This is a genomic window from Enterobacter sp. 241F3 (genome assembly GCF_034106785.1).
GTDB classification, from domain to species: Bacteria; Pseudomonadota; Gammaproteobacteria; order Enterobacterales; family Enterobacteriaceae; genus Enterobacter; species Enterobacter vonholyi.
Genome location: NZ_JAWNDD010000005.1, coordinates 106,644 through 129,542 on the forward strand (window position 1 = coordinate 106,644; position 22,899 = coordinate 129,542).

General features: G+C 57.8%; 21 protein-coding genes. 13 read left to right on the plus strand and 8 right to left on the minus strand.

Features of this window, described 5'->3' with window-relative positions; translation table 11 throughout:
• Positions 1–117: 117 nt before the first annotated feature.
• The gene (locus UR504_RS14835) at positions 118–1,170 is read left to right on the plus strand and encodes a patatin family protein (protein WP_024908268.1); all 1,053 of its coding nucleotides are present in this window, start codon (positions 118–120) and stop codon (positions 1,168–1,170) included.
• Positions 1,167–1,949, plus strand: coding sequence for a TatD family hydrolase (locus UR504_RS14840; RefSeq protein WP_115876499.1), 783 nt, complete (start codon positions 1,167–1,169; stop codon positions 1,947–1,949). The genes UR504_RS14835 and UR504_RS14840 overlap by 4 nt, the downstream gene beginning before the upstream one ends.
• Here the strand turns inward: UR504_RS14840 and UR504_RS14845 are convergent.
• On the minus strand, positions 1,944–2,804 hold the full coding sequence (locus tag UR504_RS14845; protein WP_302235700.1) for a YjjW family glycine radical enzyme activase: 861 nt from the start codon (positions 2,802–2,804) through the stop codon (positions 1,944–1,946). The two genes, UR504_RS14840 and UR504_RS14845, sit on opposite strands and share 6 nt — an antisense overlap.
• Positions 2,779–4,326 (minus strand): YjjI family glycine radical enzyme, encoded by a 1,548-nt coding sequence (locus UR504_RS14850; protein ID WP_302235701.1) that lies wholly within the window; start codon positions 4,324–4,326, stop codon positions 2,779–2,781. Before UR504_RS14850 ends, UR504_RS14845 begins: the two co-directional genes overlap by 26 nt.
• Positions 4,327–4,588: 262 nt before the next feature.
• Here UR504_RS14850 and deoC point away from each other — a divergent pair, with 262 nt between their 5' ends.
• The 4 genes from deoC (at position 4,589) to deoD (ending at position 8,889) form a co-directional block, all read left to right on the plus strand.
• Positions 4,589–5,368 (plus strand): deoxyribose-phosphate aldolase, encoded by a 780-nt coding sequence (deoC, locus tag UR504_RS14855; RefSeq protein ID WP_003856543.1) that lies wholly within the window; start codon positions 4,589–4,591, stop codon positions 5,366–5,368.
• Positions 5,369–5,477: 109 nt separating this feature from the next.
• On the plus strand, positions 5,478–6,800 hold the full coding sequence (gene deoA / locus UR504_RS14860; RefSeq protein WP_047651601.1) for a thymidine phosphorylase: 1,323 nt from the start codon (positions 5,478–5,480) through the stop codon (positions 6,798–6,800).
• 53 nt (positions 6,801–6,853) lie between these two features.
• Complete coding sequence (gene deoB, locus UR504_RS14865; protein ID WP_032660800.1) at positions 6,854–8,077, plus strand: phosphopentomutase; 1,224 nt, start codon at positions 6,854–6,856, stop codon at positions 8,075–8,077.
• Positions 8,078–8,166: 89 nt separating this feature from the next.
• Positions 8,167–8,889 carry a purine-nucleoside phosphorylase gene (deoD, locus tag UR504_RS14870; RefSeq protein WP_032643987.1) on the plus strand — a complete coding sequence of 241 codons (723 nt, stop codon included), beginning with the start codon at positions 8,167–8,169 and terminating at the stop codon, positions 8,887–8,889.
• Between the two features lie 61 nt (positions 8,890–8,950).
• On the opposite strand, the gene lplA is transcribed toward deoD, so the two are convergent.
• Entirely contained in the window at positions 8,951–9,967 is a 1,017-nt protein-coding gene (gene lplA, locus UR504_RS14875; RefSeq protein ID WP_127729562.1) for a lipoate--protein ligase LplA, read from the minus strand.
• Positions 9,968–10,006: 39 nt separating this feature from the next.
• Complete coding sequence (locus UR504_RS14880; RefSeq protein ID WP_115876488.1) at positions 10,007–10,651, minus strand: YtjB family periplasmic protein; 645 nt, start codon at positions 10,649–10,651, stop codon at positions 10,007–10,009.
• Positions 10,652–10,768: 117 nt separating this feature from the next.
• Here UR504_RS14880 and serB point away from each other — a divergent pair, with 117 nt between their 5' ends.
• Genes serB through nadR form a run of 3 tightly spaced genes read left to right on the plus strand, consistent with a single transcriptional unit; the run spans position 10,769 to position 14,402 of the window.
• Positions 10,769–11,737 carry a phosphoserine phosphatase gene (serB, locus tag UR504_RS14885; protein WP_111964087.1) on the plus strand — a complete coding sequence of 323 codons (969 nt, stop codon included), beginning with the start codon at positions 10,769–10,771 and terminating at the stop codon, positions 11,735–11,737.
• 11 nt (positions 11,738–11,748) lie between these two features.
• The gene (radA, locus tag UR504_RS14890; protein ID WP_014068810.1) at positions 11,749–13,134 is read left to right on the plus strand and encodes a DNA repair protein RadA; all 1,386 of its coding nucleotides are present in this window, start codon (positions 11,749–11,751) and stop codon (positions 13,132–13,134) included.
• Positions 13,135–13,169: 35 nt separating this feature from the next.
• Complete coding sequence (nadR, locus tag UR504_RS14895) at positions 13,170–14,402, plus strand: multifunctional transcriptional regulator/nicotinamide-nucleotide adenylyltransferase/ribosylnicotinamide kinase NadR (RefSeq protein ID WP_006810194.1); 1,233 nt, start codon at positions 13,170–13,172, stop codon at positions 14,400–14,402.
• 64 nt (positions 14,403–14,466) lie between these two features.
• On the opposite strand, the gene UR504_RS14900 is transcribed toward nadR, so the two are convergent.
• Positions 14,467–15,468, minus strand: a complete 1,002-nt coding sequence (locus tag UR504_RS14900; RefSeq protein ID WP_302235709.1) for a zinc-binding alcohol dehydrogenase family protein — start codon at positions 15,466–15,468, stop codon at positions 14,467–14,469.
• Positions 15,469–15,576: 108 nt separating this feature from the next.
• Here UR504_RS14900 and UR504_RS14905 point away from each other — a divergent pair, with 108 nt between their 5' ends.
• A complete protein-coding gene (locus UR504_RS14905; protein ID WP_115876484.1) occupies positions 15,577–16,476 on the plus strand; it encodes a LysR family transcriptional regulator in 900 nt (299 codons plus the stop codon).
• Between the two features lie 128 nt (positions 16,477–16,604).
• Here the strand turns inward: UR504_RS14905 and ettA are convergent, their stop codons facing one another.
• Positions 16,605–18,272: an energy-dependent translational throttle protein EttA gene (ettA, locus tag UR504_RS14910; RefSeq protein WP_003856515.1), complete on the minus strand. Its 1,668-nt coding sequence runs from the start codon at positions 18,270–18,272 to the stop codon at positions 16,605–16,607.
• A gap of 227 nt (positions 18,273–18,499) precedes the next feature.
• Here ettA and sltY point away from each other — a divergent pair, with 227 nt between their 5' ends.
• Both sltY and trpR read left to right on the plus strand, forming a co-directional pair.
• On the plus strand, positions 18,500–20,437 hold the full coding sequence (gene sltY, locus UR504_RS14915) for a murein transglycosylase (RefSeq protein ID WP_115876482.1): 1,938 nt from the start codon (positions 18,500–18,502) through the stop codon (positions 20,435–20,437).
• A 55-nt stretch (positions 20,438–20,492) separates the two neighbouring features.
• Entirely contained in the window at positions 20,493–20,819 is a 327-nt protein-coding gene (trpR, locus tag UR504_RS14920) for a trp operon repressor (protein WP_047747961.1), read from the plus strand.
• On the opposite strand, the gene yjjX is transcribed toward trpR, so the two are convergent.
• Positions 20,816–21,331: an inosine/xanthosine triphosphatase gene (yjjX, locus tag UR504_RS14925; protein WP_048961786.1), complete on the minus strand. Its 516-nt coding sequence runs from the start codon at positions 21,329–21,331 to the stop codon at positions 20,816–20,818. The two genes, trpR and yjjX, sit on opposite strands and share 4 nt — an antisense overlap.
• 50 nt (positions 21,332–21,381) lie before the next feature.
• On the opposite strand from yjjX, the gene gpmB reads away from it, so the two are divergent.
• On the plus strand, positions 21,382–22,029 hold the full coding sequence (gpmB, locus tag UR504_RS14930; RefSeq protein WP_008502057.1) for a 2,3-diphosphoglycerate-dependent phosphoglycerate mutase GpmB: 648 nt from the start codon (positions 21,382–21,384) through the stop codon (positions 22,027–22,029).
• On the opposite strand, the gene robA is transcribed toward gpmB, so the two are convergent.
• On the minus strand, positions 22,026–22,895 hold the full coding sequence (gene robA, locus UR504_RS14935; protein ID WP_111964082.1) for an MDR efflux pump AcrAB transcriptional activator RobA: 870 nt from the start codon (positions 22,893–22,895) through the stop codon (positions 22,026–22,028). The genes gpmB and robA overlap by 4 nt on opposite strands.
• Positions 22,896–22,899: the final 4 nt, after the last annotated feature.

Consider the following 22,899-nt stretch of genomic DNA (forward strand, 5'->3'; position numbering starts at 1 on the left):
ACGCAATATTCCTTCAACAAAATAAAGCCAGTCACTGTGACTGGCTTTTTCTTATTTGCGGAACAGGTCGGGTGCGTTACTGTGGTGTTATAAAATAATCAAAACAGGAAAGCAGAGGTGGGGCAACGAATTCCCGTTACGCTCGGCAATATTGCGCCGCTGACGTTAAAACCGTTCCGCGCAGGTCAACTCGCGCTGGTCTGCGAGGGTGGCGGACAGCGCGGCATTTTCACCGCTGGCGTGCTCGACGAATTTATGCGCGCGCAGTTCAACCCGTTTGACCTCTATTTCGGCACGTCTGCCGGGGCGCAGAACCTCTCTGCCTATGTCTGCAACCAGCCCGGCTACGCGCGAAAGGTCATCATGCGCTATACCACGGCGAAAGAATTTTTTAATCCGGTGCGCTTTGTGCGCGGCGGCAACCTGATCGATCTCGACTGGCTGCTGGAGTCGACCTCCAGCCAGATGCCGCTGGCCATGGACACCGCCGCGCGTCTGTTTGATAGCGGCAAAGAGTTCTGGATGTGCGCCAGCCGGGGCGATGACTATTCGCCGGGCTATTTTTCGCCTCAGAAAGAGAACTGGCTGGACATCATCCGCGCCTCCAGCGCGATCCCCGGCTTTTATCGTACCGGCGCCCTGCTGGACGGTATTAGCTATCTTGACGGCGGGATCAGTGATGCGGTGCCGGTGCAGGAAGCCGCACGGCGCGGGGCGAAAACCATCGTGGTGATCCGCACCGTGCCGTCGCAAATGTATTACACCCCGCAGTGGTTTAAGCGGATGGAGCGCTGGCTGGGCGACAGCAGCCTTCAGCCGCTGGTGAACATCGCGAAGCAGCATGAAACAACCTACGGCGCGATGCAGCGATTCATTGAAAAGCCGCCGGGTAAGCTGCGTATTTTTGAAATTTATCCGCCTAAGCCGCTGCTGAGCATGGCGCTGGGCAGCCGCGTCCCTGCGCTGCGCATGGATTACAAAACGGGGCGGCTGTGCGGACGCTACTTCCTGGCGACGGTGGGTAAAATGCTGGCAGAGCAACCGCCTCTTCATCGCCATAAACGCATTATTACGCCGCCTGCGATTGTCGCTAACGATGCCCTGACGATGCCGCTTGTGGATATTCCGCAGGCGAATGACGCTTTACTGGATAACGAGGATCTGGCGTGACGCACCGCTTTATTGATACCCACTGCCACTTCGATTTCCCGCCGTTTACGGGAGATGAAGAACACAGTATTGCGAAAGCGGCCGAGGCAGGCGTTCAGGCCATCATTGTTCCTTCAGTGGAAGCGGCCTATTTTTCCCGCGTGCTGGATCTTTCCATGCGGCACTCCGCGCTCTATGCCGCGCTCGGCCTGCATCCGATTGTGATTGAGCGGCATCGGGATGAGCACATTGAGAGGCTTGATGAGATCGTGCAGACCGCAGTCGACAAGCTTGTCGCCATCGGTGAGATCGGCCTCGATCTTTATCGCGAGGATCCGCAGTTTGAGCGCCAGCAGACGATCCTCGACGCGCAGCTCAGGCTGGCGAAGCGCCACGATCTGCCGGTGATCCTCCACTCAAGACGCACGCACGATAAGCTGGCGATGCACCTGAAACGCATCGATCTGCCGCGCAGGGGCGTCGTGCACGGTTTCTCCGGCAGCCTGCAGCAGGCGCAGCGTTTCATTGAACTGGGCTATAAAATTGGTGTGGGTGGCACCATCACCTATCCGCGCGCCAGTAAAACCCGTGACGTGATGGCACAGCTGCCGCTGTCGGCGCTTCTGCTGGAAACTGACGCGCCGGATATGCCGCTGAACGGTTTTCAGGGACAGCCGAATCGCCCGGAACAGGCGGCGCGTGTGTTCACCACCCTGTGTGAACTGCGACAAGAGCCGGAAGAGGTGATTGCCGATGCGCTGCTGGAAAATACGCGTTCGGTATTTGGCATCACGCTATAGATAAAGCGCCGGGCGGATCACCGTTATTTTCTGTTTTTCCAGCGCCCGCGCCAGCGGTTCAACGTCTTCCGGCGTGGCGCTGCGCCATGACGCTGCCTCACCGTATACGCCGTGCGCATGAAACGCGTTAAGGCGTACCGGCACGTTTCCAAGCCCGTGGATAAAGGTCGTTAGCGGTTTGAGGTTTTCCAGATAGTCACACTGCCCCGGAATCACCAGCATGCGGAGCTCCGTCAAACGGCGACGATCTGCCAGCCAGCGGATGCTCTGCTTAATCTGCGGGTTTTCGCGCCCGGTCAGGAAGCGGTGGTGTTCGTTCCCCCACGCCTTCAGGTCCAGCATCGCGCCATCCAGTACCGGCAGCAGCTTTTGCCAGCCGGTTTCGCTTAACAAGCCGTTGCTGTCGACCAGGCAGGTCAGATGATTCAGGGCGGGATCGGCTTTGATCGCAGAGAATAGCGTCACTAAAAACGGCAATTGAGTTGTGGCTTCCCCGCCGCTTACGGTGATCCCTTCGATAAACGGTGCGGATTTGCGGACCTGGGTGAGGATCTCCTCCACGCTGAAGCGGTGCGCCATGGGCGTGGCCTGCTGCTGGCACAGGTGCAGGCAGGTGTCGCACTGCTGGCAGTCGCTCTCCTGCCACCAGACGCGCCCGGCCTGAATGGTCAGCGCGTCGTGCGGGCAGTGGGGCACGCAGTCCCCGCAGTCATTGCAGCGGCCGATCGTCCACGGGTTGTGGCAGGTTTTACAGCGCAGGTTGCAGCCCTGCAGGAACAGGGCCAGGCGGCTGCCCGGCCCGTCCACGCAGGAAAAAGGGATGACCTGACTAACTAAAGCGCATCTGCTGTTCATGGCTTATCACGCGCGGCTGACGTTCCAGAATACGGGTATTGCGTGCGGCTTCTTCCCCCAGCCACGTGGTATTGGTGCGCGATCCGGCTTCCCGGTATTTCTCCAGATCCGACAAGCGAACCATATAGCCGGTCACGCGGACCAGATCGTTACCCGCTACGTTGGCGGTAAATTCACGCATACCGGCCCTGAACGCGCCCAGGCAAAGCTGAACCACCGCCTGAGGGTTGCGTTTTACCGTTTCATCCAGCGTCAGAATATCGCTTATCCCGGAAGAGTAGTGCTTGTGATGGGGAGCCACCGCCAGCAGGTGGCTGATGGGATCCGGCTCGTCGCCGTAGGGCAGGCGCGCGCCTGGCGTGGTACCCGAATCGGAGCTGATCCCCGACTGGGCATGAAGCATCGCGCGCTGCTTCCAGGCGTGCTTCACCGGCGTGTTTTCGACAAACGCCGCAAGCTGTTCGCTGATGCGATAGCCCAGCGCGTTGGCCTGCTCATCTTTTCCGTAGCGTCCCGCTATTCCTGCTTTCTCACAAAGCGAGTTTACCGCTTCCGCCAGGCCGTACATGCCAAACATCGGCACAAACCGATCGGCATCAATCAGCCCCTCTTTCACCAGGAAGCTATTCTCAAAGAAGCCAGATTGCTCGTACAGGAAACCGCAGCGTGCATCGATGATGGCCATTTGCTGCTGGCAGTAGTGCGGGAGCGTGCGGGTGAAGAAGTCTTCAATGGATGTGCTGCGTTCAGCAATGGCTTTGAGGTTAAGGCGCACCAGGGTGCTGCCACCGCCTGCAAGCGGCAGGGAGTTGTAACAGCTCACCACGCCGTAACGGCCTTTTGTGAAAATTTTATCATTCACCGGGCCATAAGAAATATGCGGTTTGCTGCATTCACATATGTTTTTTGCTACCTCAAGCAGCAAGTCGTCCGCGGTGATATCGGGATCGTAGATAAAGGTCAGGTTTGGCGCGACCTGCTTCAGCTCTGCATCGGCCCGCAAAATGGCACGGGTGATGGGGCCGTCAGCAGGCCCGATGTTTGCGTGCATAAACGCATCCGGCAGCGTACGGTCGAGATAGCGCCAGAAACGTTTTATTCGGCTATCGATCTCTTCTTGTGTTAGAATTCTAACATAAGGTTGCAGCAACGCATCAAGCTGACCGAGATAGACCGGCATCGATGTGACGGACGGAACATGATGGTAGAGGATGGTTAACAGCGAGAGGGCATCGTCGAGATCTTTTGCCCCTTCCAGCTCCAGCCATTCTGAACCGTTAGCCAGAAATTTTGCGTAATCCGGCAGAACGTAACGGGGTTTGTAAGGCGCATGGCCTTCGAACATGTCACAGATAAACCCCTCGTCCAGCGCGGCGCGCGCAGCTTCAGGAAGTGCCGGATACGGCAGGTTGTTTTCCGCTTCCAGCGCCAGAAAATGACGTTTTTGTTCCGGGGTTAACACCGGGCTTGTCACAATCTGCTGGCAACGTTGCTGCAGGGCGTCGGGGCTGGAGTGGGGCATATTCGCTTCCTTGAATGTTCTGCGGATGATGAACGGATTGTAGAAAGCCTGCCTGTTGGCGCTTTTGATCCCACAGGGGGTATTGCTGCTTTAGTCGGCAATTTGCGCACTAAAGTTTGAAGAAGATCTCATTACAGTAATGCAAATTTGTACGCAGTTTTCATTAACTGTGATGAATGTCGAAGTGTGGATGCGGGTGAATGTTAGAATACTCACAGACCCGCAAGGTAAAATTTATACGGCACTGCCGTTGGAGAATGTTATGACCGATTTAACTGCAAGCAGCCTGCGCGCGTTGAAACTGATGGACCTGACTACCCTGAACGATGACGACACCAATGAGAAAGTCATCGCCCTGTGCCATCAGGCGAAAACGCCGGTGGGTAATACCGCAGCCGTTTGTATCTACCCGCGCTTTATCCCGATTGCCCGTAAAACGCTGAAAGAGCAGGGCACCCCGGACGTGCGCATTGCAACCGTGACTAACTTCCCGCACGGCAACGACGATATCGAGATTGCGCTGGCAGAAACCCGCGCGGCGATTGCCTACGGTGCAGACGAAGTTGACGTAGTGTTCCCTTACCGCGCGCTGATCGCCGGTAACGAGCAGGTCGGTTTTGACCTGGTGAAGGCCTGTAAAGACGCGTGTGCGGCGGCAAACGTGCTGCTTAAAGTGATCATCGAAACCGGCGAGCTGAAAGAAGAGGCGCTGATTCGTAAAGCGTCTGAAATCTCCATCAAAGCCGGTGCGGATTTCATTAAAACCTCTACCGGTAAAGTGCCGGTAAATGCGACCCCGGAAAGCGCGCGCATCATGATGGAAGTTATCCGCGACATGGGCGTGTCCAAAACCGTCGGTTTCAAACCTGCGGGCGGCGTGCGTACCGCGGAAGACGCGCAGCAGTTCCTGGCGATTGCCGACGAGCTGTTTGGCGCCGACTGGGCCGATTCCCGTCACTACCGCTTCGGCGCCTCCAGCCTGCTGGCCAGCCTGCTGAAAGCGCTGGGTCACGGCGACGGTAAGAGCGCAAGCAGCTACTGATTGCCATACAACGCCGGATGACGCTTCGCTTATCCGGCCTACAGGATCGTAGGGCGGGTAAGCGTAACGCCACCCGCCACAACTCCCCCGATTCCGCATGGAGGTTACCGTGTTTCTCGCACAAGAAATTATTCGTAAAAAACGTGATGGTCATGCATTAAGCGACGAAGAGATCCGCTTCTTCATCAACGGCATTCGTGATAACACCGTCTCAGAAGGGCAGATTGCGGCTCTGGCGATGACCATTTTCTTCCACGATATGTCGATGCCTGAGCGCGTGTCGCTGACCATGGCGATGCGAGATTCAGGAACCGTTCTGGACTGGAAAAGCCTCAATCTTAACGGCCCGATTGTGGATAAACACTCCACCGGCGGCGTGGGCGACGTGACCTCCCTGATGCTTGGCCCAATGGTGGCAGCCTGTGGTGGTTACATCCCGATGATCTCCGGACGCGGCCTGGGCCACACCGGCGGTACGCTCGACAAACTGGAAGCCATCCCGGGTTTCGATATCTTCCCGGACGACAACCGCTTCCGCGACATTATTAAAGACGTTGGTGTGGCGATTATCGGCCAGACCAGCTCTCTTGCTCCGGCAGACAAGCGTTTCTACGCGACCCGCGACATCACCGCGACCGTTGACTCCATCCCGCTGATCACCGCCTCTATCCTGGCGAAGAAGCTGGCAGAAGGGCTGGACGCGCTGGTGATGGACGTGAAGGTAGGCAGCGGCGCGTTTATGCCAACCTATGAACTCTCTGAGGCGCTGGCCGAAGCGATCGTTGGCGTCTCCAACGGCGCAGGCGTGCGCACTACCGCACTGCTCACCGATATGAACCAGGTACTGGCCTCCAGCGCCGGTAACGCCGTCGAAGTGCGTGAAGCCGTCCAGTTCCTCACCGGGGAATACCGTAACCCGCGCCTGTTCGACGTCACCATGGCGCTGTGCGTTGAGATGTTAATCTCCGGCAAGCTGGCCAAAGACGATGCGGAAGCGCGCGCGAAACTGCAGGCGGTGCTGGATAACGGCAAAGCGGCGGACATTTTCGGCCGCATGGTAGCAGCCCAGAAAGGCCCGACCGATTTCGTCGAAAACTATGCGAAGTACCTGCCGACCGCGACGCTCAGCAAAGCGGTGTATGCCGATAGCGAAGGGTTTGTCTCTGCGATGGACACCCGTGCGCTGGGTATGGCGGTGGTCTCGATGGGCGGCGGTCGCCGTCAGGCATCGGACACCATTGATTACAGCGTCGGCTTTACCGATATGGCCCGTCTGGGCGACAGCGTTGACGGTCAACGTCCGCTGGCGGTGATCCACGCCAAAGATGAAGCCAGCTGGCAGGAAGCGGCTAAAGCGGTGAAAGCGGCTATTACGCTTGACGATAAAGCACCGGAAACCACACCGACTGTCTATCGCCGTATCACCGAATAGCGGTATACTGATCTGATCGATAATTTTTGAAGCACTACGTACGGAGAACAATTATGAAACGTGCATTTATTATGGTGCTGGACTCATTCGGCATCGGCGCAACCGAAGATGCAGAACGTTTTGGTGACGTGGGTTCCGATACCATGGGTCACATCGCGGAAGCCTGTGCGAAAGGCGAAGCGGACAACGGTCGTAAAGGCCCTCTGACTCTACCTAACCTGACCCGCCTCGGGCTGGTGAAAGCGCATGAAGGCTCTACCGGTAAAATCGCAGCCGGTATGGACGGCAACGCGGAAGTCGTGGGCGCCTACGGCTGGGCTCACGAGCTCTCCTCCGGTAAAGACACCCCGTCTGGCCACTGGGAAATCGCCGGTGTGCCGGTGCTGTTCGACTGGGGCTATTTCTCCGATCACGAGAACAGCTTCCCGCAGGAGCTGCTCGATAAGCTGGTGAAGCGTGCCAACCTGCCGGGTTACCTGGGTAACTGCCACTCTTCCGGTACCGTGATTCTGGATCAGCTCGGCGAAGAGCATATGAAAACCGGCAAGCCGATTTTCTACACTTCTGCTGACTCCGTGTTCCAGATTGCGTGCCATGAAGAAACGTATGGCCTGGATAAACTCTACGAGCTGTGCGAAATCGCCCGTGAAGAGCTGACCGAAGGCGGCTACAACATTGGGCGCGTGATCGCGCGTCCGTTTATCGGCGACAAAGCGGGTAACTTCCAGCGTACCGGTAACCGTCACGATCTGGCCGTTGAGCCGCCGGCGCCAACCGTGCTGCAGAAGCTGGTTGAAGAGAAGGACGGTCACGTGGTGTCCGTGGGTAAAATCGCGGATATCTACGCTAACTGCGGCATCACCAAAAAGGTCAAAGCGACCGGTCTGGATGCGCTGTTCGATGCCACCATCAAAGAGATGAAAGAAGCGGGCGACAAGACCATTGTCTTCACCAACTTCGTGGACTTCGACTCCTCCTGGGGTCACCGTCGCGACGTCGCAGGCTATGCGGCCGGTCTGGAACTGTTCGACCGCCGTCTGCCGGAGCTGATGGAACTGGTGGGTGAAGATGACATTCTGATCCTGACCGCGGACCACGGCTGTGACCCAACCTGGACCGGTACCGACCACACCCGTGAGCACATTCCGGTGCTGGTGTACGGCCCGAAAGTGAAGCCGGGCTCGCTGGGGCACCGTGAAACCTTCGCGGACATCGGCCAGACTATCGCCAAATACTTTGGTACGTCTGACATGGAATATGGCAAGGCCATGTTCTGAATCATGTTGGGTGAGGTCTGATGCCCTCACCCCGACCCTCTCCCGCAGGGAGAGGGTGAAAAGAATAAACAATGTTAAAGGAACTGAAGATGGCAACTCCTCACATTAACGCAGAAATGGGTGATTTCGCTGACGTCGTATTGATGCCGGGCGACCCGCTGCGCGCGAAGCACATTGCAGAAACCTTCCTGGAAGACGTGCGTGAAGTGAACAACGTTCGCGGCATGCTGGGCTTCACCGGTACCTATAAAGGCCGCAAAATTTCCGTTATGGGCCACGGTATGGGTATCCCATCCTGCTCTATCTACACTAAAGAGCTGATCACCGATTTCGGCGTGAAGAAAATCATCCGCGTTGGCTCCTGCGGCGCGGTGCGCATGGACGTTAAGCTGCGCGACATCGTTATCGGTATGGGGGCCTGCACCGATTCCAAAGTTAACCGTATGCGTTTCAAAGACCATGACTTCGCAGCGATTGCTGACTTCGGCATGGTGCGCGATGCGGTTGACGCAGCAAAAGCGCTGGGCGTTGAAGCGCGCGTGGGTAACATCTTCTCTGCTGACCTGTTCTATGCCCCGGACGGCGGCGAGATGTTCGACGTGATGGAAAAATACGGCATCCTGGGCGTGGAAATGGAAGCGGCGGGTATCTACGGCGTCGCGGCTGAGTTTGGTGCGAAAGCGCTGACCATCTGTACCGTGTCTGACCACATCCGTACCCACGAGCAGACCACCGCTGCCGAGCGTCAGACTACCTTCAACGACATGATCAAAATCGCGCTGGAATCCGTTCTGCTGGGCGATAAAGCGTAATTCTGTCTCTTCCCTCCCTCTCCCTGTGGGAGAGGGCTGGGGTGAGGGCACCAGACCGCACCTAGCGCACGGCCTGCGCAATCCATGCTGACAAATCCCTTAACTCTTTCTCCTGCTCAGGGAAATCCCCAATCAACGCGTCACTCTCCTGCTGCAGCATATCCGCCCGATACAAACAGCCCTGCAGACGAGCGGCCAGCGCCTCTAACGGTGCCGGATTGAGACTATCCGTAAAGACCTGCGTACGGGTAATGTGGCCCTTCTCCACGTCAAAGTGCAATTCCACGCCGCCCCAGGTAAAACGCTCATCCAGTAGATGGGAAAACGCAGGTGCCTGACCGAAGTTCCACTCCCAGCTGCTCTGGCGGGCGAAGGTGTCGGCGAAGTTGGGCAGATCCGGGGTTTTGTCTGGGGAGATCACTTCTGCTTCCACGCGCTCGCCGTAATGTTCAAAGAACGCTTCACGGATCGCGTCGCAAATCTGCTCGTGCGTAATCCCCGGCAGCAGCTCCACCAGATTTGCCACGCGCCCGCGTACGGACGTAATGCCCTTGGCCTGTAACTTTTTCTTATCAGGATTAAGGTAGTTCGCCAGACGGCTGAGATCGGCATTCAGCAGCAGGGTGCCGTGGTGGAACCCGCGATCCATCGTTTCGCGGTAGGCGGAGCCGGACACCTTGCGATCCCCGTCGGGCGTTTTGACCACCAGATCGTTACGTCCGGAGGCTTCAGCCGTCACGCCGAGCGCGTTAAGGGCGTTTAGGACGATGGACGTCGAGATGGTTTTGTCGTATTCCGGTTTTCCCGCCATAAAGGTAAAGCAGGTATTGCCCAGATCGTGAAAGACCGCGCCACCGCCGCTGCTCCGGCGCGCGAGGCGGACGTTATCCTCTTCCATACGCCGCGTATTGCACTCTTTCCACGGGTTTTGCGCACGGCCAATGACCACCGTATCGGCGTTACGCCAGAGAAACAGGACGCGCTGGGTAGCAGGCATCTGGCGGAAAATGCACTCTTCTACCGCGAGATTAAACCAGGGATCGTAAGAGTCAGAGATAAGCAGGCGTAACGTCGTCATGGCAAAGTTCCTTTTCCGAATCGTTCGCCTACTTTATCACTATTCTTTCTTCTCGCTCTCTTCGTCTTCGGGAACGGATCTGCTGGCGGTCAGCAGGAACGGTGATTGCTGCCATCGCGAGCGCTTGCCGCGAAGCAGGGTGCGCGCCAGCACAACGCCGATGGCGAGTGAAAGCAGCAGCATCAGGCGCAGAATATTGGTGGTATTATCGACCTGTTTGGCTTCAGTAGGCAGGGTGTGGGTATCGAGGGTCAGGCGCAGATAGCCCAGCGGGCCATTCTTCCCCTGAATAGGTTCAACAAGCTGCTGGTTAAAGTAGCCCCCGGCTTTTTTCCCGTCCAGCGCCAGCCTGTCGCGCACGTCGACGTGCTCGCCCGCGCGGGCAATCAGGTTGCCTTGCTCATCATAGACGCCAGCATCAAGAATGCGGCTGTTCTCCGTGAGCAGGCGTAAAACCTGGCCTATCCGCTTATCGTCCGGCGTTTCGGTACGCATGGACGGTGCGACGTTGAGCGTCACCTGGCGCGCCAGCGTGCGGGCCAACTCCTCAAACTGCGGGTTGCGTTGCCGTTGATGATTCTGGCTAAACCACGATGCCCCCTGCATCAGCACCACTAAGAGTGCGAGACAGGAAAGGACAATCACGGCGCGATGAAGCCGGAATTTCAGTTTTGCGCGAGCCATATTCCACCTGCTGAAAATTTACGGCTTAATGTTGCCAGAAGTGATGGTTACAGGGTAGCCTCATGCGTTATTTTCCCTCTGCAACCTTCCGGCGCGAACGAAATTACAGGAGCTTTAATGCCGAACATTACCTGGTGTGACCTGCCAACGGATGTCTCTTTATGGCCAGGATTGCCGCTCTCTTTAAGTGGCGATGAGGTGATGCCTCTGGATTACCACGCCGGTCGTAGCGGCTGGCTCCTCTACGGACGCGGTCTGGATAAGCAACGCCTGACCCAGTATCAAAGCAAGCTCGGTGCGGCAATGGTCATCGTCGCCGCCTGGTGCGTGGAAGACTACCAGGTTATTCGCCTGGCGGGTTCCCTGACGCAGCGCGCAACGCGTCTGGCGCATGACGCCGGGCTGGACGTCGCGCCGCTGGGCAAAATTCCGCACCTGAAAACCCCGGGCCTGCTGGTGATGGACATGGACTCAACCGCCATTCAGATCGAGTGTATTGACGAGATTGCGAAGCTGGCGGGCAGCGGCGAGCTGGTGGCGGAAGTCACCGAACGTGCGATGCGCGGCGAGCTGGACTTCACCGCCAGCCTGCGCCAGCGCGTGGCGACCCTGAAAGGGGCCGATGCCAACATTCTGCGCCAGGTACGCGACGTACTGCCGCTGATGCCTGGGCTGACGCAGCTGGTGCTGAAGCTGCAGTCCCTCGGCTGGAAGGTGGCAATCGCCTCAGGTGGCTTCACCTTCTTCGCGGATTATCTGCGGGAGAAACTGCATCTGACCACCGTGGTGGCCAACGAGCTGGAGATCATGGACGGCAAGCTGACCGGCCAGGTGATCGGCGATATTGTTGATGCCCAGTACAAAGCCAATACGCTGACGCGTCTGGCGGAAAAATATGAAATTCCGGTTATCCAGACCGTCGCTATCGGGGACGGCGCGAACGATCTGCCGATGATCAAAGCGGCCGGCCTGGGCATTGCCTACCACGCCAAGCCAAAAGTGAATGAAAAGACGGAAGTCACTATCCGTCACGCTGACCTGATGGGGGTGTTCTGCATTCTCTCCGGCAGCCTTAATCAGAAATAAAGAGGTAAACCGTGGCGAAAGCTCCAAAACGCGCATTTGTCTGTAATGAATGTGGTGCGGATTATCCGCGCTGGCAGGGGCAATGCAGCGCCTGTCATGCCTGGAACACCATCACCGAAGTGCGTGGTGTGGCGGCTTCGCCGAGCGTGGCGCGCAATGAACGCCTGAGCGGCTACGCGGGCAATGCGGGCGTGGCGAAGGTGCAAAAACTTTCGGACATCAGCCTCGAAGAGCTGCCGCGCTTCTCCACCGGGTTCAAAGAGTTTGACCGCGTGCTCGGCGGCGGCGTGGTGCCGGGGAGCGCCATTTTGATCGGCGGTAACCCGGGCGCGGGTAAATCGACCCTGCTGCTGCAAACGCTCTGCAAGCTCGCCGAACAGATGAAAACCCTGTACGTCACGGGCGAAGAATCACTGCAGCAGGTGGCGATGCGCGCGCACCGTCTGGGCCTGCCGACCGGCAATCTGAACATGCTCTCCGAAACCAGCATCGAGCAGATCTGCATGATTGCCGAAGAAGAGCAGCCGAAGCTGATGGTGATCGACTCCATCCAGGTGATGCACATGGCGGACATTCAGTCCTCGCCGGGCAGCGTGGCGCAGGTGCGTGAAACGGCGGCCTACCTGACGCGCTTTGCCAAAACGCGCGGCGTGGCGATTGTGATGGTCGGCCACGTGACCAAAGACGGCTCGCTGGCCGGACCTAAAGTGCTCGAACACTGTATCGACTGCTCCGTGATGCTCGACGGCGACGCGGACTCCCGCTTCCGTACCCTGCGCAGCCATAAAAACCGCTTTGGGGCGGTGAACGAGTTAGGCGTGTTTGCCATGACCGAGCAGGGGCTGCGCGAAGTCAGCAACCCGTCGGCGATCTTCCTGAGTCGGGGAGATGAAATCACCTCCGGAAGTTCAGTAATGGTGCTGTGGGAAGGCACGCGCCCGCTGCTCGTCGAAATTCAGGCGCTGGTGGACGTGTCGATGATGGGCAACCCGCGGCGCGTGGCGGTCGGTCTGGAACAGAACCGTCTGGCGATCCTGCTGGCGGTGCTGCACCGTCACGGTGGGCTGCAGATGGCGGATCAGGACGTTTTCGTTAACGTGGTGGGTGGCGTGAAAGTCACTGAGACCAGCGCAGACCTGGCGCTGCTGCTGGCGATGGTCTCAAGCCTGCGCGACAGGCCGCTGCCGCAGGATCTGGTCGTCTTCGGTGAGGTGGGCCTCGCCGGGGAAATCCGTCCGGTGCCTAGCGGCCAGGAGCGTATCTCCGAGGCGGCAAAACACGGTTTCCGCCGGGCTATCGTTCCCGCTGCTAACGTGCCGAAAAAAATCCCGGAAGGGATGCAGGTTTTCGGCGTGAAGAAACTCGCAGATGCGTTAAATGTCTTTGACGACTTATAATTACGTATTCGATTTTGCAGGAGGCACCGTAATTTATGTCATCATTTGACTACATCAAGACCGCTATCCGCCAGAAGGGCTGCACGCTGCAGCAGGTGGCGGACGCCAGCGGCATGACTAAGGGCTACCTGAGCCAGCTGCTGAACGCCAAAATCAAAAGCCCCAGCGCGCAGAAGCTGGAAGCGCTGCACCGCTTTCTGGGGCTGGAATTCCCGCGTATGCAAAAGAACATCGGCGTGGTGTTCGGCAAGTTTTACCCGCTGCATACCGGGCATATCTATCTGATCCAGCGAGCCTGTAGCCAGGTTGACGAGCTGCACATCATCATGGGCTACGATGAAACCCGCGATCGCCAGCTGTTTGAGGACAGCGCCATGTCGCAGCAGCCGACCGTGCCGGACCGCCTGCGCTGGCTGCTTCAGACCTTCAAGTACCAGAAAAACATTCGCATTCATGCCTTTAACGAAGAGGGCATGGAGCCGTATCCGCACGGCTGGGACGTGTGGAGCAACGGCATCAAAGCGTTTATGGAAGAGAAGGGCATTGCGCCTAACTGGATCTACACCTCTGAAGAGTCCGATGCGCCGCAGTTCCGCGAGCATCTGGGCATCGAGACGGTGCTGATCGATCCGAAACGCACCTTCATGAACATCAGCGGAGCGCAGATCCGCGAAAACCCGTTCCGCTACTGGGATTACATCCCGACCGAGGTGAAGCCGTTCTTTGTGCGCACCGTCGCGATCCTGGGCGGCGAGTCGAGCGGTAAATCAACGCTGGTCAACAAGCTGGCGAATATCTTCAATACCACCAGCGCATGGGAGTACGGCCGCGATTATGTCTTCTCGCACCTGGGCGGCGACGAGATGGCGCTGCAGTATTCCGACTATGACAAAATCGCGCTCGGCCACGCTCAGTACATTGATTTCGCAGTGAAATATGCCAACAAGGTGGCGTTTATCGATACCGATTTCGTCACCACTCAGGCGTTCTGTAAAAAATACGAAGGGCGCGAGCACCCGTTCGTGCAGGCGCTGATTGACGAATATCGCTTTGACCTGGTGATCCTGCTGGAAAACAACACCCCGTGGGTGGCCGACGGCATGCGCAGCCTCGGCAGCTCCGTTGACAGGCGTGAATTCCAGTCCATGCTGGTGGAGATGCTCAACGAAAACAACGTTGAGTTTGTGCACGTGGAAGAGTCGGACTACGACTCCCGTTTCCTGCGCTGCGTAGAGCTGGTGAAGGAGATGATGGGGGAGCAGGGGTAAAAACTTACCCCTCACCCTAACCCTCTCCCTGCGGGAGAGGGCCGGGTTGAGGGCATCAAGCCACTCAGAACTCAACCACCACTTTTCCGCGCATATGCCCGTCCAGCACCTTACGGTGCGCCTCGGTAATGCTCTCCACGCTCAGCCCGTGCAGCGTTTCACTCAGTGAGCTTTCCACCACGCCATTATCTACCAGCTTCGCCACCTCATTGAGGATCTCACCCTGACGCGCCATATCCGCGGTCTGGTACATGCTGCGGGTGTACATAAATTCCCAGTGCAGGGCGGCGGATTTCGACTTCAGCTTGTCCTGGTTCAGCGGGTGTTCATTCTCCACGATGGAACAGATATGCCCCTGTGGGGCAATCAGTTCGCTGACCGCATCCCAGTGCCCGTCGGTGTCGTTGAGGATGAAAATGTAATCCACAAATTTGAGCCCGTGTTTCGCCAGTTCGCCTTTCAGATCGCGGTAGTTCACCACCACATCTGCACCGCGATCGCGGCACCACCGGGCGGAATCTTCGCGGGACGCGGTTGCGACGATCTTCACCTTGCTGTTGTGCTTCGCAAACGGGATCGCCAGCGATCCCACCCCGCCCGCGCCGCCAATGATCAGCAGGGTTTTGTCCGCGCCGGCATCCTGAATGTTCAGTCGTTCAAACAGGCCTTCCCACGCGGTGAGTGCGGTCAACGGCAGTGCAGCGGCAGCCGCCCAGCCGAGGCTTGTAGGCTTGCGCCCGACAATGCGCGCATCAATCAGCTGATGCGTGGTGTTGCTGCCCGGGCGGGTGATGTCGCCCGCGTACCACACTTCATCTCCCGGTTTGAATCCGGTGACGTCCGTCCCAACGGCTTTGACGATCCCGCTGGCGTCCCACCCGAGAATGCGCGGCTCGTTCAGTCCGTTTTTGGCAATGCCCGCGTGGACTTTGGTATCGACCGGGTTAACGGAGACGGCTTTCACCTCCACCAGCAGATCGTGCTCGCCGGGATGCGGCATCGGCGGGGTGATTTCAATGAACGTTGCGGGATTTTCTGGGTTAACGGCAATCGCTTTAACTGACATGGTGTGCTCCTCAATGGCGTGCGTTTTGTTGAGGCTAGTCTATTAAGTGGCCAGCTGCATGATAAGATGGACAATCAAGAACTCAGCGTTCGTACAGGATGAACAATCATGTTTAAACAGCTGCAGGATATGGCGCTTTTCGCGCTGGTGGCGGAGATGGGCAGCTTTACCGCGGCAGCCCAGAAAGCCGAACTGCCGAAATCCAGCGTCAGCCAGCGAATTAGCCAGCTGGAGCAGCAGGTGGGTATCCGCCTGCTTAACCGCACCACGCGCAGGCTGAACCTGACGTTTGCGGGCGAGCACTATCTGGTGCACTGCCGCGAAATGCTGGCGGCCAGCGAGCGGGCGGAGTATGCCATTCAGCGCCTGCGCGAAAACCCGAGCGGGCGGCTGCGCATCACCTGTCCGGCTGGGATTGGCGCGACGCTGCTGGCGCATATGAATGCCGAGTTCCAGCTTCGCTATCCTGAGGTTTCGCTGGACGTGTCGATCTCTGATGATGTGGTGGATCTGGTCGAGTCCGGCTTTGACGTGGCGCTGCGTACCGGCAAGCCGCAGGACTCCTCTCTGATTGGCCGAATGATCGGGCACTGTCCGCGCTACATGCTGGCCTCGCCGGACTATCTGGCGCGCCGGGCGCCGCTAACGCATCCCCGTCAGCTGGTGGAGCACCGCAGCATTACGCACAGAGCCTGGTCGGAGTGGCTTCTGCGAAGCGAGAATGAGGATTACCGCTACCTGCCGGATAACGCGCACATGACCGATAATCTGGTGTACGCCCGCGAGTGCGCGATGGCCGGGGCGGGGATCACGCTGCTTCCTGCATTTCTGCTGGGAGATAAGGTTGAAAAGGGCGCGCTGGTGCAGGTGCTGCCGGAGTGGAACGTTGAAGGCAACGACCTCTGGCTGGCCTACCCGAGCCGCAAGCTGAATTCGCCCGCGCTGATGAGCTATATCGAGTTTGCGATGCAGTTTGACGAGGTGAAGCGGTATTACGTGGGCAAATAAAAAAGCCGGGTGGCGGCTTCGCCTTACCCGGCCTACACACTGTGCGGCCTGATGCCCTCACCCTGGCCCTCTCCCACAGGGAGAGGGAACAACCATAAAAAACGGCAACCGAAGTTGCCGTTTTGCTTTTATTTCGCAATACGCTTGTACTTAATACGCTTCGGCTCCAGCGCGTCGGCGCCCAGCGTGCGTTTCTTGTACTCTTCGTATTCGGTGAAGTTACCTTCGAAGAACTCCACCTTACCTTCGTCCTGGTAGTCCAGAATGTGGGTCGCGATACGGTCGAGGAACCAGCGGTCGTGCGAGATAACCATCGCGCAGCCCGGGAACTCCAGCAGGGCGTTTTCCAGCGCGCGCAGGGTTTCGATATCCAGGTCGTTTGTTGGTTCATCGAGCAGCAGAACGTTACCGCCCACCTGCAGCAGCTTCGCCAGGTGCAGACGACCGCGCTCACCGCCGGACAGCTCGCCCACGCGTTTGCCCTGATCGGTGCCTTTGAAGTTAAAGCGACCAACGTAGGCGCGGCTTGGCATCTCGGTGTTGCCGATGCGCATGATATCCAGGCCGCCGGACACTTCTTCCCACACGGTTTTGCTGTTGTCCATCGCGTCACGGAACTGGTCAACGGAGGCCAGCTTCACGGTCTCACCCAGGGTGATAGAGCCGCTGTCAGGCTGTTCCTGACCGGACATCATGCGGAACAGGGTCGATTTACCCGCGCCGTTCGGACCGATGATGCCGACGATAGCGCCTTTCGGTACGGAGAAGGTCAGGTCGTCGATCAGCACACGGTCGCCGTAAGACTTACGCAGGTTGGTCACTTCAACCACTTTATCCCCCAGACGTGCTCCAGGTGGAATAAACAGTTCGTTGGTTTCGTTACGTTTCTGGTATTCGGTGTTGTTCAGCTCTTCGAAGCGTGCCAGACGGGCTTTGCCTTTAGACTGACGGCCTTTCGCGCCCTGACGCACCCACTCCAGCTCTTTCTCGATAGACTTACGACGGGCCGCTTCCTGAGACGCTTCCTGAGCCAGACGCTGATCTTTTTGCTCCAGCCAGGAGGAGTAGTTGCCTTCCCACGGAATACCTTCACCGCGGTCCAGCTCCAGGATCCAGCCAGCGACGTTGTCGAGGAAGTAACGGTCGTGGGTAATCGCCACAACGGTGCCTTCGAAGTCGTGCAGGAAGCGCTCCAGCCACGCCACGGATTCCGCATCCAGGTGGTTGGTTGGTTCGTCGAGCAACAGCATATCTGGTTTTTCCAGCAGCAGGCGGCACAGCGCCACGCGGCGACGTTCACCACCGGAGAGGTTCGCGATTTTCGCATCCCAGTCCGGCAGACGCAGGGCATCCGCCGCGCGCTCCAGCTGCACGTTCAGGTTGTGACCGTCGTGCGCCTGGATAATCTCTTCATACTTGCCCTGCTGTGCAGCCAGCTTGTCGAAGTCCGCATCCGGCTCGGCGTATTTGGCATACACTTCATCGAGACCTTTCAGGGCGTTAACCACTTCGGAAACGGCTTCTTCGACAGACTCACGCACGGTGTGTTCCGGGTTCAGCTGAGGTTCCTGCGGCAGGTAACCAATCTTGATGCCAGGCTGCGGACGGGCTTCACCTTCGATGTCTGTATCAATGCCGGCCATGATGCGCAGCAAGGTAGACTTACCGGCACCGTTGAGACCCAGAACACCGATTTTTGCGCCCGGGAAGAAGCTCAGCGAGATATTTTTAAGAATATGACGTTTCGGCGGGACAACTTTGCCGACACGATGCATGGTATAAACGAATTGAGCCACGTTGGACTTCGCCTCTTTTATCGTAATGAGAAGGAATTTCAGCCTCGAAGTGTAGCCTTTTTCACGTCCTAATCCCAGCCAGGAACGTCGGGAGTGTTAAAACGCGCAAGAAAGGTAAAAAAGTGTCCACGACGTGGCGCGTTGAAGGATGCCTGGTTAGCATAAGTTAATTAGACTTTGACGTGGCAAGACGCTGCAATTGACGAAAAAACAATGAGGAAGAGCTTGTGGAAAAAGCCAAACGGGTGGTCTGGCGTCTGCTGGCTGCCAGCGTATGCGTAATGGCGGTAAGCCAGGCGGTGCATGCCGATTCACTGGATGAACAACGCAACCGCTACGCCCAGATTAAACAGGCGTGGGACAACAAGCAGATGGATACCGTGCAGGCGCTGATGCCGACGCTAAAGGATTATCCGCTGTATCCGTATCTCGAGTATCGTCAAATTACGGACGATCTCATGAATCAACCCACCGTTACTGTGAATAACTTCATTCAGGCGAACCCGACCCTGCCGCCAGCCCGGAATCTTCAGTCTCGTTTTGTGAATGAGCTGGCGCGACGCGAAGACTGGCGCGGACTGCTGGCGTTTAGCCCTGAAAAGCCGAATACCACCGAAGCGCAGTGTAACTACTACTACGCGAAATGGGCGACCGGCCAGCAGGAAGAGGCCTGGGCCGGGGCGAAAGAGCTCTGGCTGACCGGGAAAAACCAGCCGAACGCCTGTGATTCCCTGTTCGGCGCGTGGCGAGCATCCGGCAAGCAGGATCCGCTGTCCTACCTTGAGCGCATCCGTCTGGCGATGAAAGCCGGCAACACGCGTCTGGTGACCACGCTGGCAGGACAGATGCCGTCTGATTACCAGACGATCTCCACCGCGGTTATCTCGCTGGCAAACGATCCCAACAGCGTGCTGACCTTTGCCCGCAGTACGGGCGCGACCGATTTTACCCGCCAGATGGCGGCGGTGGCCTTTGCCAGCGTGGCGCGTGACGATGTGGAAAACGCGCGGCTGATGATCCCGCAGCTGGTGCAGGCGCAGCAGCTTAATGAGGAACAAACCCAAGAGCTGCGCGATATCGTGGCGTGGCGACTGATGGGCACGGATGTGACCGATGAACAGGCGCGCTGGCGTGACGATGCCATTATGCGTTCGAACTCCACGTCTCTGGTGGAACGTCGCGTGCGCATGGCGCTGGGTACGGGCGATCGCCGTGGGCTGAATACCTGGCTTGCGCGGTTGCCTATGGAGGCCAAAGAGAAGGACGAATGGCGCTACTGGCAGGCCGATCTGCTGATGGAGCGCGGTCGTGATGACGAGGCCAAAGAAATTCTCCATACGCTGATGCAGCAGCGCGGGTTCTACCCGATGGCAGCCGCGCAGCGCCTGGGCGAGGAGTACACCTTCCGCATTGATAAAGCGCCAGCCAACGCGAACCCGGCGCTGACGCAGGGGCCAGAAATGGCGCGCGTGCGCGAGCTGATGTACTGGAATATGGATAATACCGCGCGCAGCGAGTGGGCGAATCTGGTGACCAGCCGCAGCACCGACGAGAAAGCCCAGCTTGCCCGCTATGCTTTTGATAACCACTGGTGGGATCTGAGCGTGCAGGCGACGATCGCCGGTAAGCTTTGGGATCATCTCGAAGAGCGTTTCCCGTTGGCTTACAAGGATCTGTTCGATCGCTACACCAGCGGCAAAGATATCCCGCAAAGCTACGCGATGGCAATTGCCCGTCAGGAGAGCGCATGGAACCCGAAAGTCCGTTCCCCGGTGGGCGCCAGCGGCCTGATGCAGATTATGCCGGGCACGGCGACGCACACGGTGAAGATGTTTAATATTCCTGGCTACAGCAGCCCGTCACAGCTTCTGGATCCGGATACCAACATCAACATCGGTACCAGCTACCTGCAGTACGTGTATCAGCAGTTCGGCAATAACCGCATCTTCGCGTCGGCGGCGTATAACGCGGGGCCGGGTCGCGTGCGTACCTGGCTCGGCAACAGCGCCGGACGCATTGACGCCGTGGCGTTTGTCGAGAGCATCCCGTTCTCGGAAACGCGCGGCTATGTGAAGAACGTGCTGGCCTATGACGCCTACTATCGCTACTTCATGGGGCAGAAAGATACCCTGATGAGTGATGCCGAGTGGCAGAGACGTTACTGATCGGCGCGGGTTGTGTTATGCTGTACTCGCTAATGAGTACAAGAGGCAGCATAACATGACCCAGCATTCCCCGTATTCCTCGGCAATGGCCGAACAACGTCATCAGGAGTGGCTTCGTTTTGTGGAGCTGCTTCGCCAGTCTTACGAGCAGGATTTGCACTTACCCCTTATGCAGCTGATGCTCACGCCGGACGAGCGTGAGGCGCTGGGCACGCGCGTGCGCATCATTGAAGAGTTGCTGCGCGGCGAGATGAGCCAGCGCGAGCTGAAAAATGAGCTCGGCGCGGGCATCGCAACGATTACCCGCGGATCGAACAGCCTGAAGTCGGCACCCGTTGAGCTGCGCCAGTGGCTGGAAGCGGTATTGCTGAAAAATACCTAACGATAAATCGCGTTATGGAACGGGCTTAACGCCAGGATCACCGCCTGATGATAAACGCCTGAACGCGTCAGCGCGCCTGCGGTAAAGACGCCAATCGCCCCTTCTTTACGGCCAATCTCATCAATGCCGGTGTACTGCGACATCACCGGCCCAAGCGCTTCACCCGCGCGGACTTTTTCCAGAATAATCTCCGGCAGCGGCAGGGTGGCTGAACGCGCTTCACCGCGCTGTTCACGGCTTTCGATCACCACCCAGCTAAAGGTTGCGCCTTCGTCGATACCGGCTTCAATTGCCACCCAAAAGTCCGCATCCGGTGCCGCAGCCCTGGCATTTGCCACGCGGTTTCGTGCGCCAGCGCGCGTTTCCTCACTGCCAAACGGCTGTTCAGGAACGCCACTCTCGACGCCGATGGCTTCAATATGGCAGGATCCTGCGCCGAAGATCTCTTCAAATGCCCTTAGAATTGCCTGAATTTTGGCAGGATTAGTGGTAGCAGAGACAACATGGTGCATAATTAAGCTCGATTCAAAAAAAACTCATCGCAGTATAACGGAAAAAAAGCATGTTACAGGTATACCTTGTTCGCCACGGTGAAACGCAGTGGAACGCCGAGCGACGTATTCAAGGCCAGTCAGACAGTCCTCTTACAGAGAAGGGCGTGCAGCAAGCGTGGCAGGTGGCAGAACGCGCCCGAACGCTGGGCATTACCCACGTCATTACCAGCGATTTAGGTCGCACACAGCAGACGGCGCGCATCATTGCAGACGCCTGCGGCTGTGACGTCATGCTTGAGCCGCGCCTGCGCGAGCTGGATATGGGCGTGCTGGAAAAACGCCATATCGATACGCTGACGGAAACGGAAGAGGGCTGGCGCCGCACGCTGGTGAACGGTACCGAAGATGGCCGTATTCCTGAGGGCGAATCCATGCAGGAGCTCAGCGTCCGTATGCATGCCGCACTGGCGGAATGCCTGAAGCTTCCGGCGGGAAGCCGTCCGCTGCTGGTGAGTCATGGGATTGCGTTGGGATGCCTGGTGAGCACCATTCTGGGATTACCGGCTTACGCTGAGCGCCGTTTGCGTCTGCGTAACTGCTCCATTTCCCGAATTGATTATCAGGAAAGCGCGTGGCTGGCGTCAGGATGGGTCGTGGAGATGGCAGGGGACATTTCGCATCTCGATGCCCCTGCGCTTGACGAACTGCAGCGTTAACGACGTATTGGAATCAAAAATTCCATACGCAGATTGATTGGGCCTTCTTCCGGTTTGGCATCCTGCGCCGGGTAGTAGCGCTCAATGTCCTGACCTTTACGGCGATTAAGATTCAGCATTGGCATGCAGGTACCGTAAACGGTCAGGATAAACTCCTGTACCCCCGTTCCCAGCCCTTCATAGGCGAACATCACGTATTCGCCCCCTTCCAGCACGACAGGCTTCGAACCCTGAATATACCCGTTGGCCATCTCTGGCGTCAGCGCGGTGGTGTAGAACACCTCCTGCTCGTCGTCTTTTTCCTGGCTTGGATGCGTTTCGTTGAGGCCATACAGGATAGGCGGGATCGCCGGCGCGTGGCTCAGGAAGTCGCGCCAGAACTGGACGCGCATCTGATGTCGGAACTCGGAAATCTGCTCCAGTGAACAGGAGTAGCTCTGCGTTGTGCCGATCAGATGGGTTTCCGGCAGTGTAATAATGTCGTACTTCGGCATTGCGAACTCGCCCAGACGCAGCGGCGGACGCATGCCAAACGAGCTCCAGTCAGGCGAGCGACGATAAAGCGCTGGCGTCAACAAGAACTGTTTTTTAAAGGCGCGGGTGAATGTCTGCTGTGAATCGAAACGATATTGCAGGGCAATATCCAGAATCGGCCGCGCGGTGAGGCGCAATGCTACAGCAGATTTTGATAAACGACGTGCGCGAATATAGGCCCCGATAGCATGACCGGTGACATCCTTGAACATCCTTTGCAGATGCCACTTGGAATAGCCTGCTTTAGCCGCCACATGATCCAGTGACAAAGGCTGGTCGAGATGACCTTCCAGCCAGGTGAGCAGGTCGCGAATAATTCCAGCCTGATCCATATAC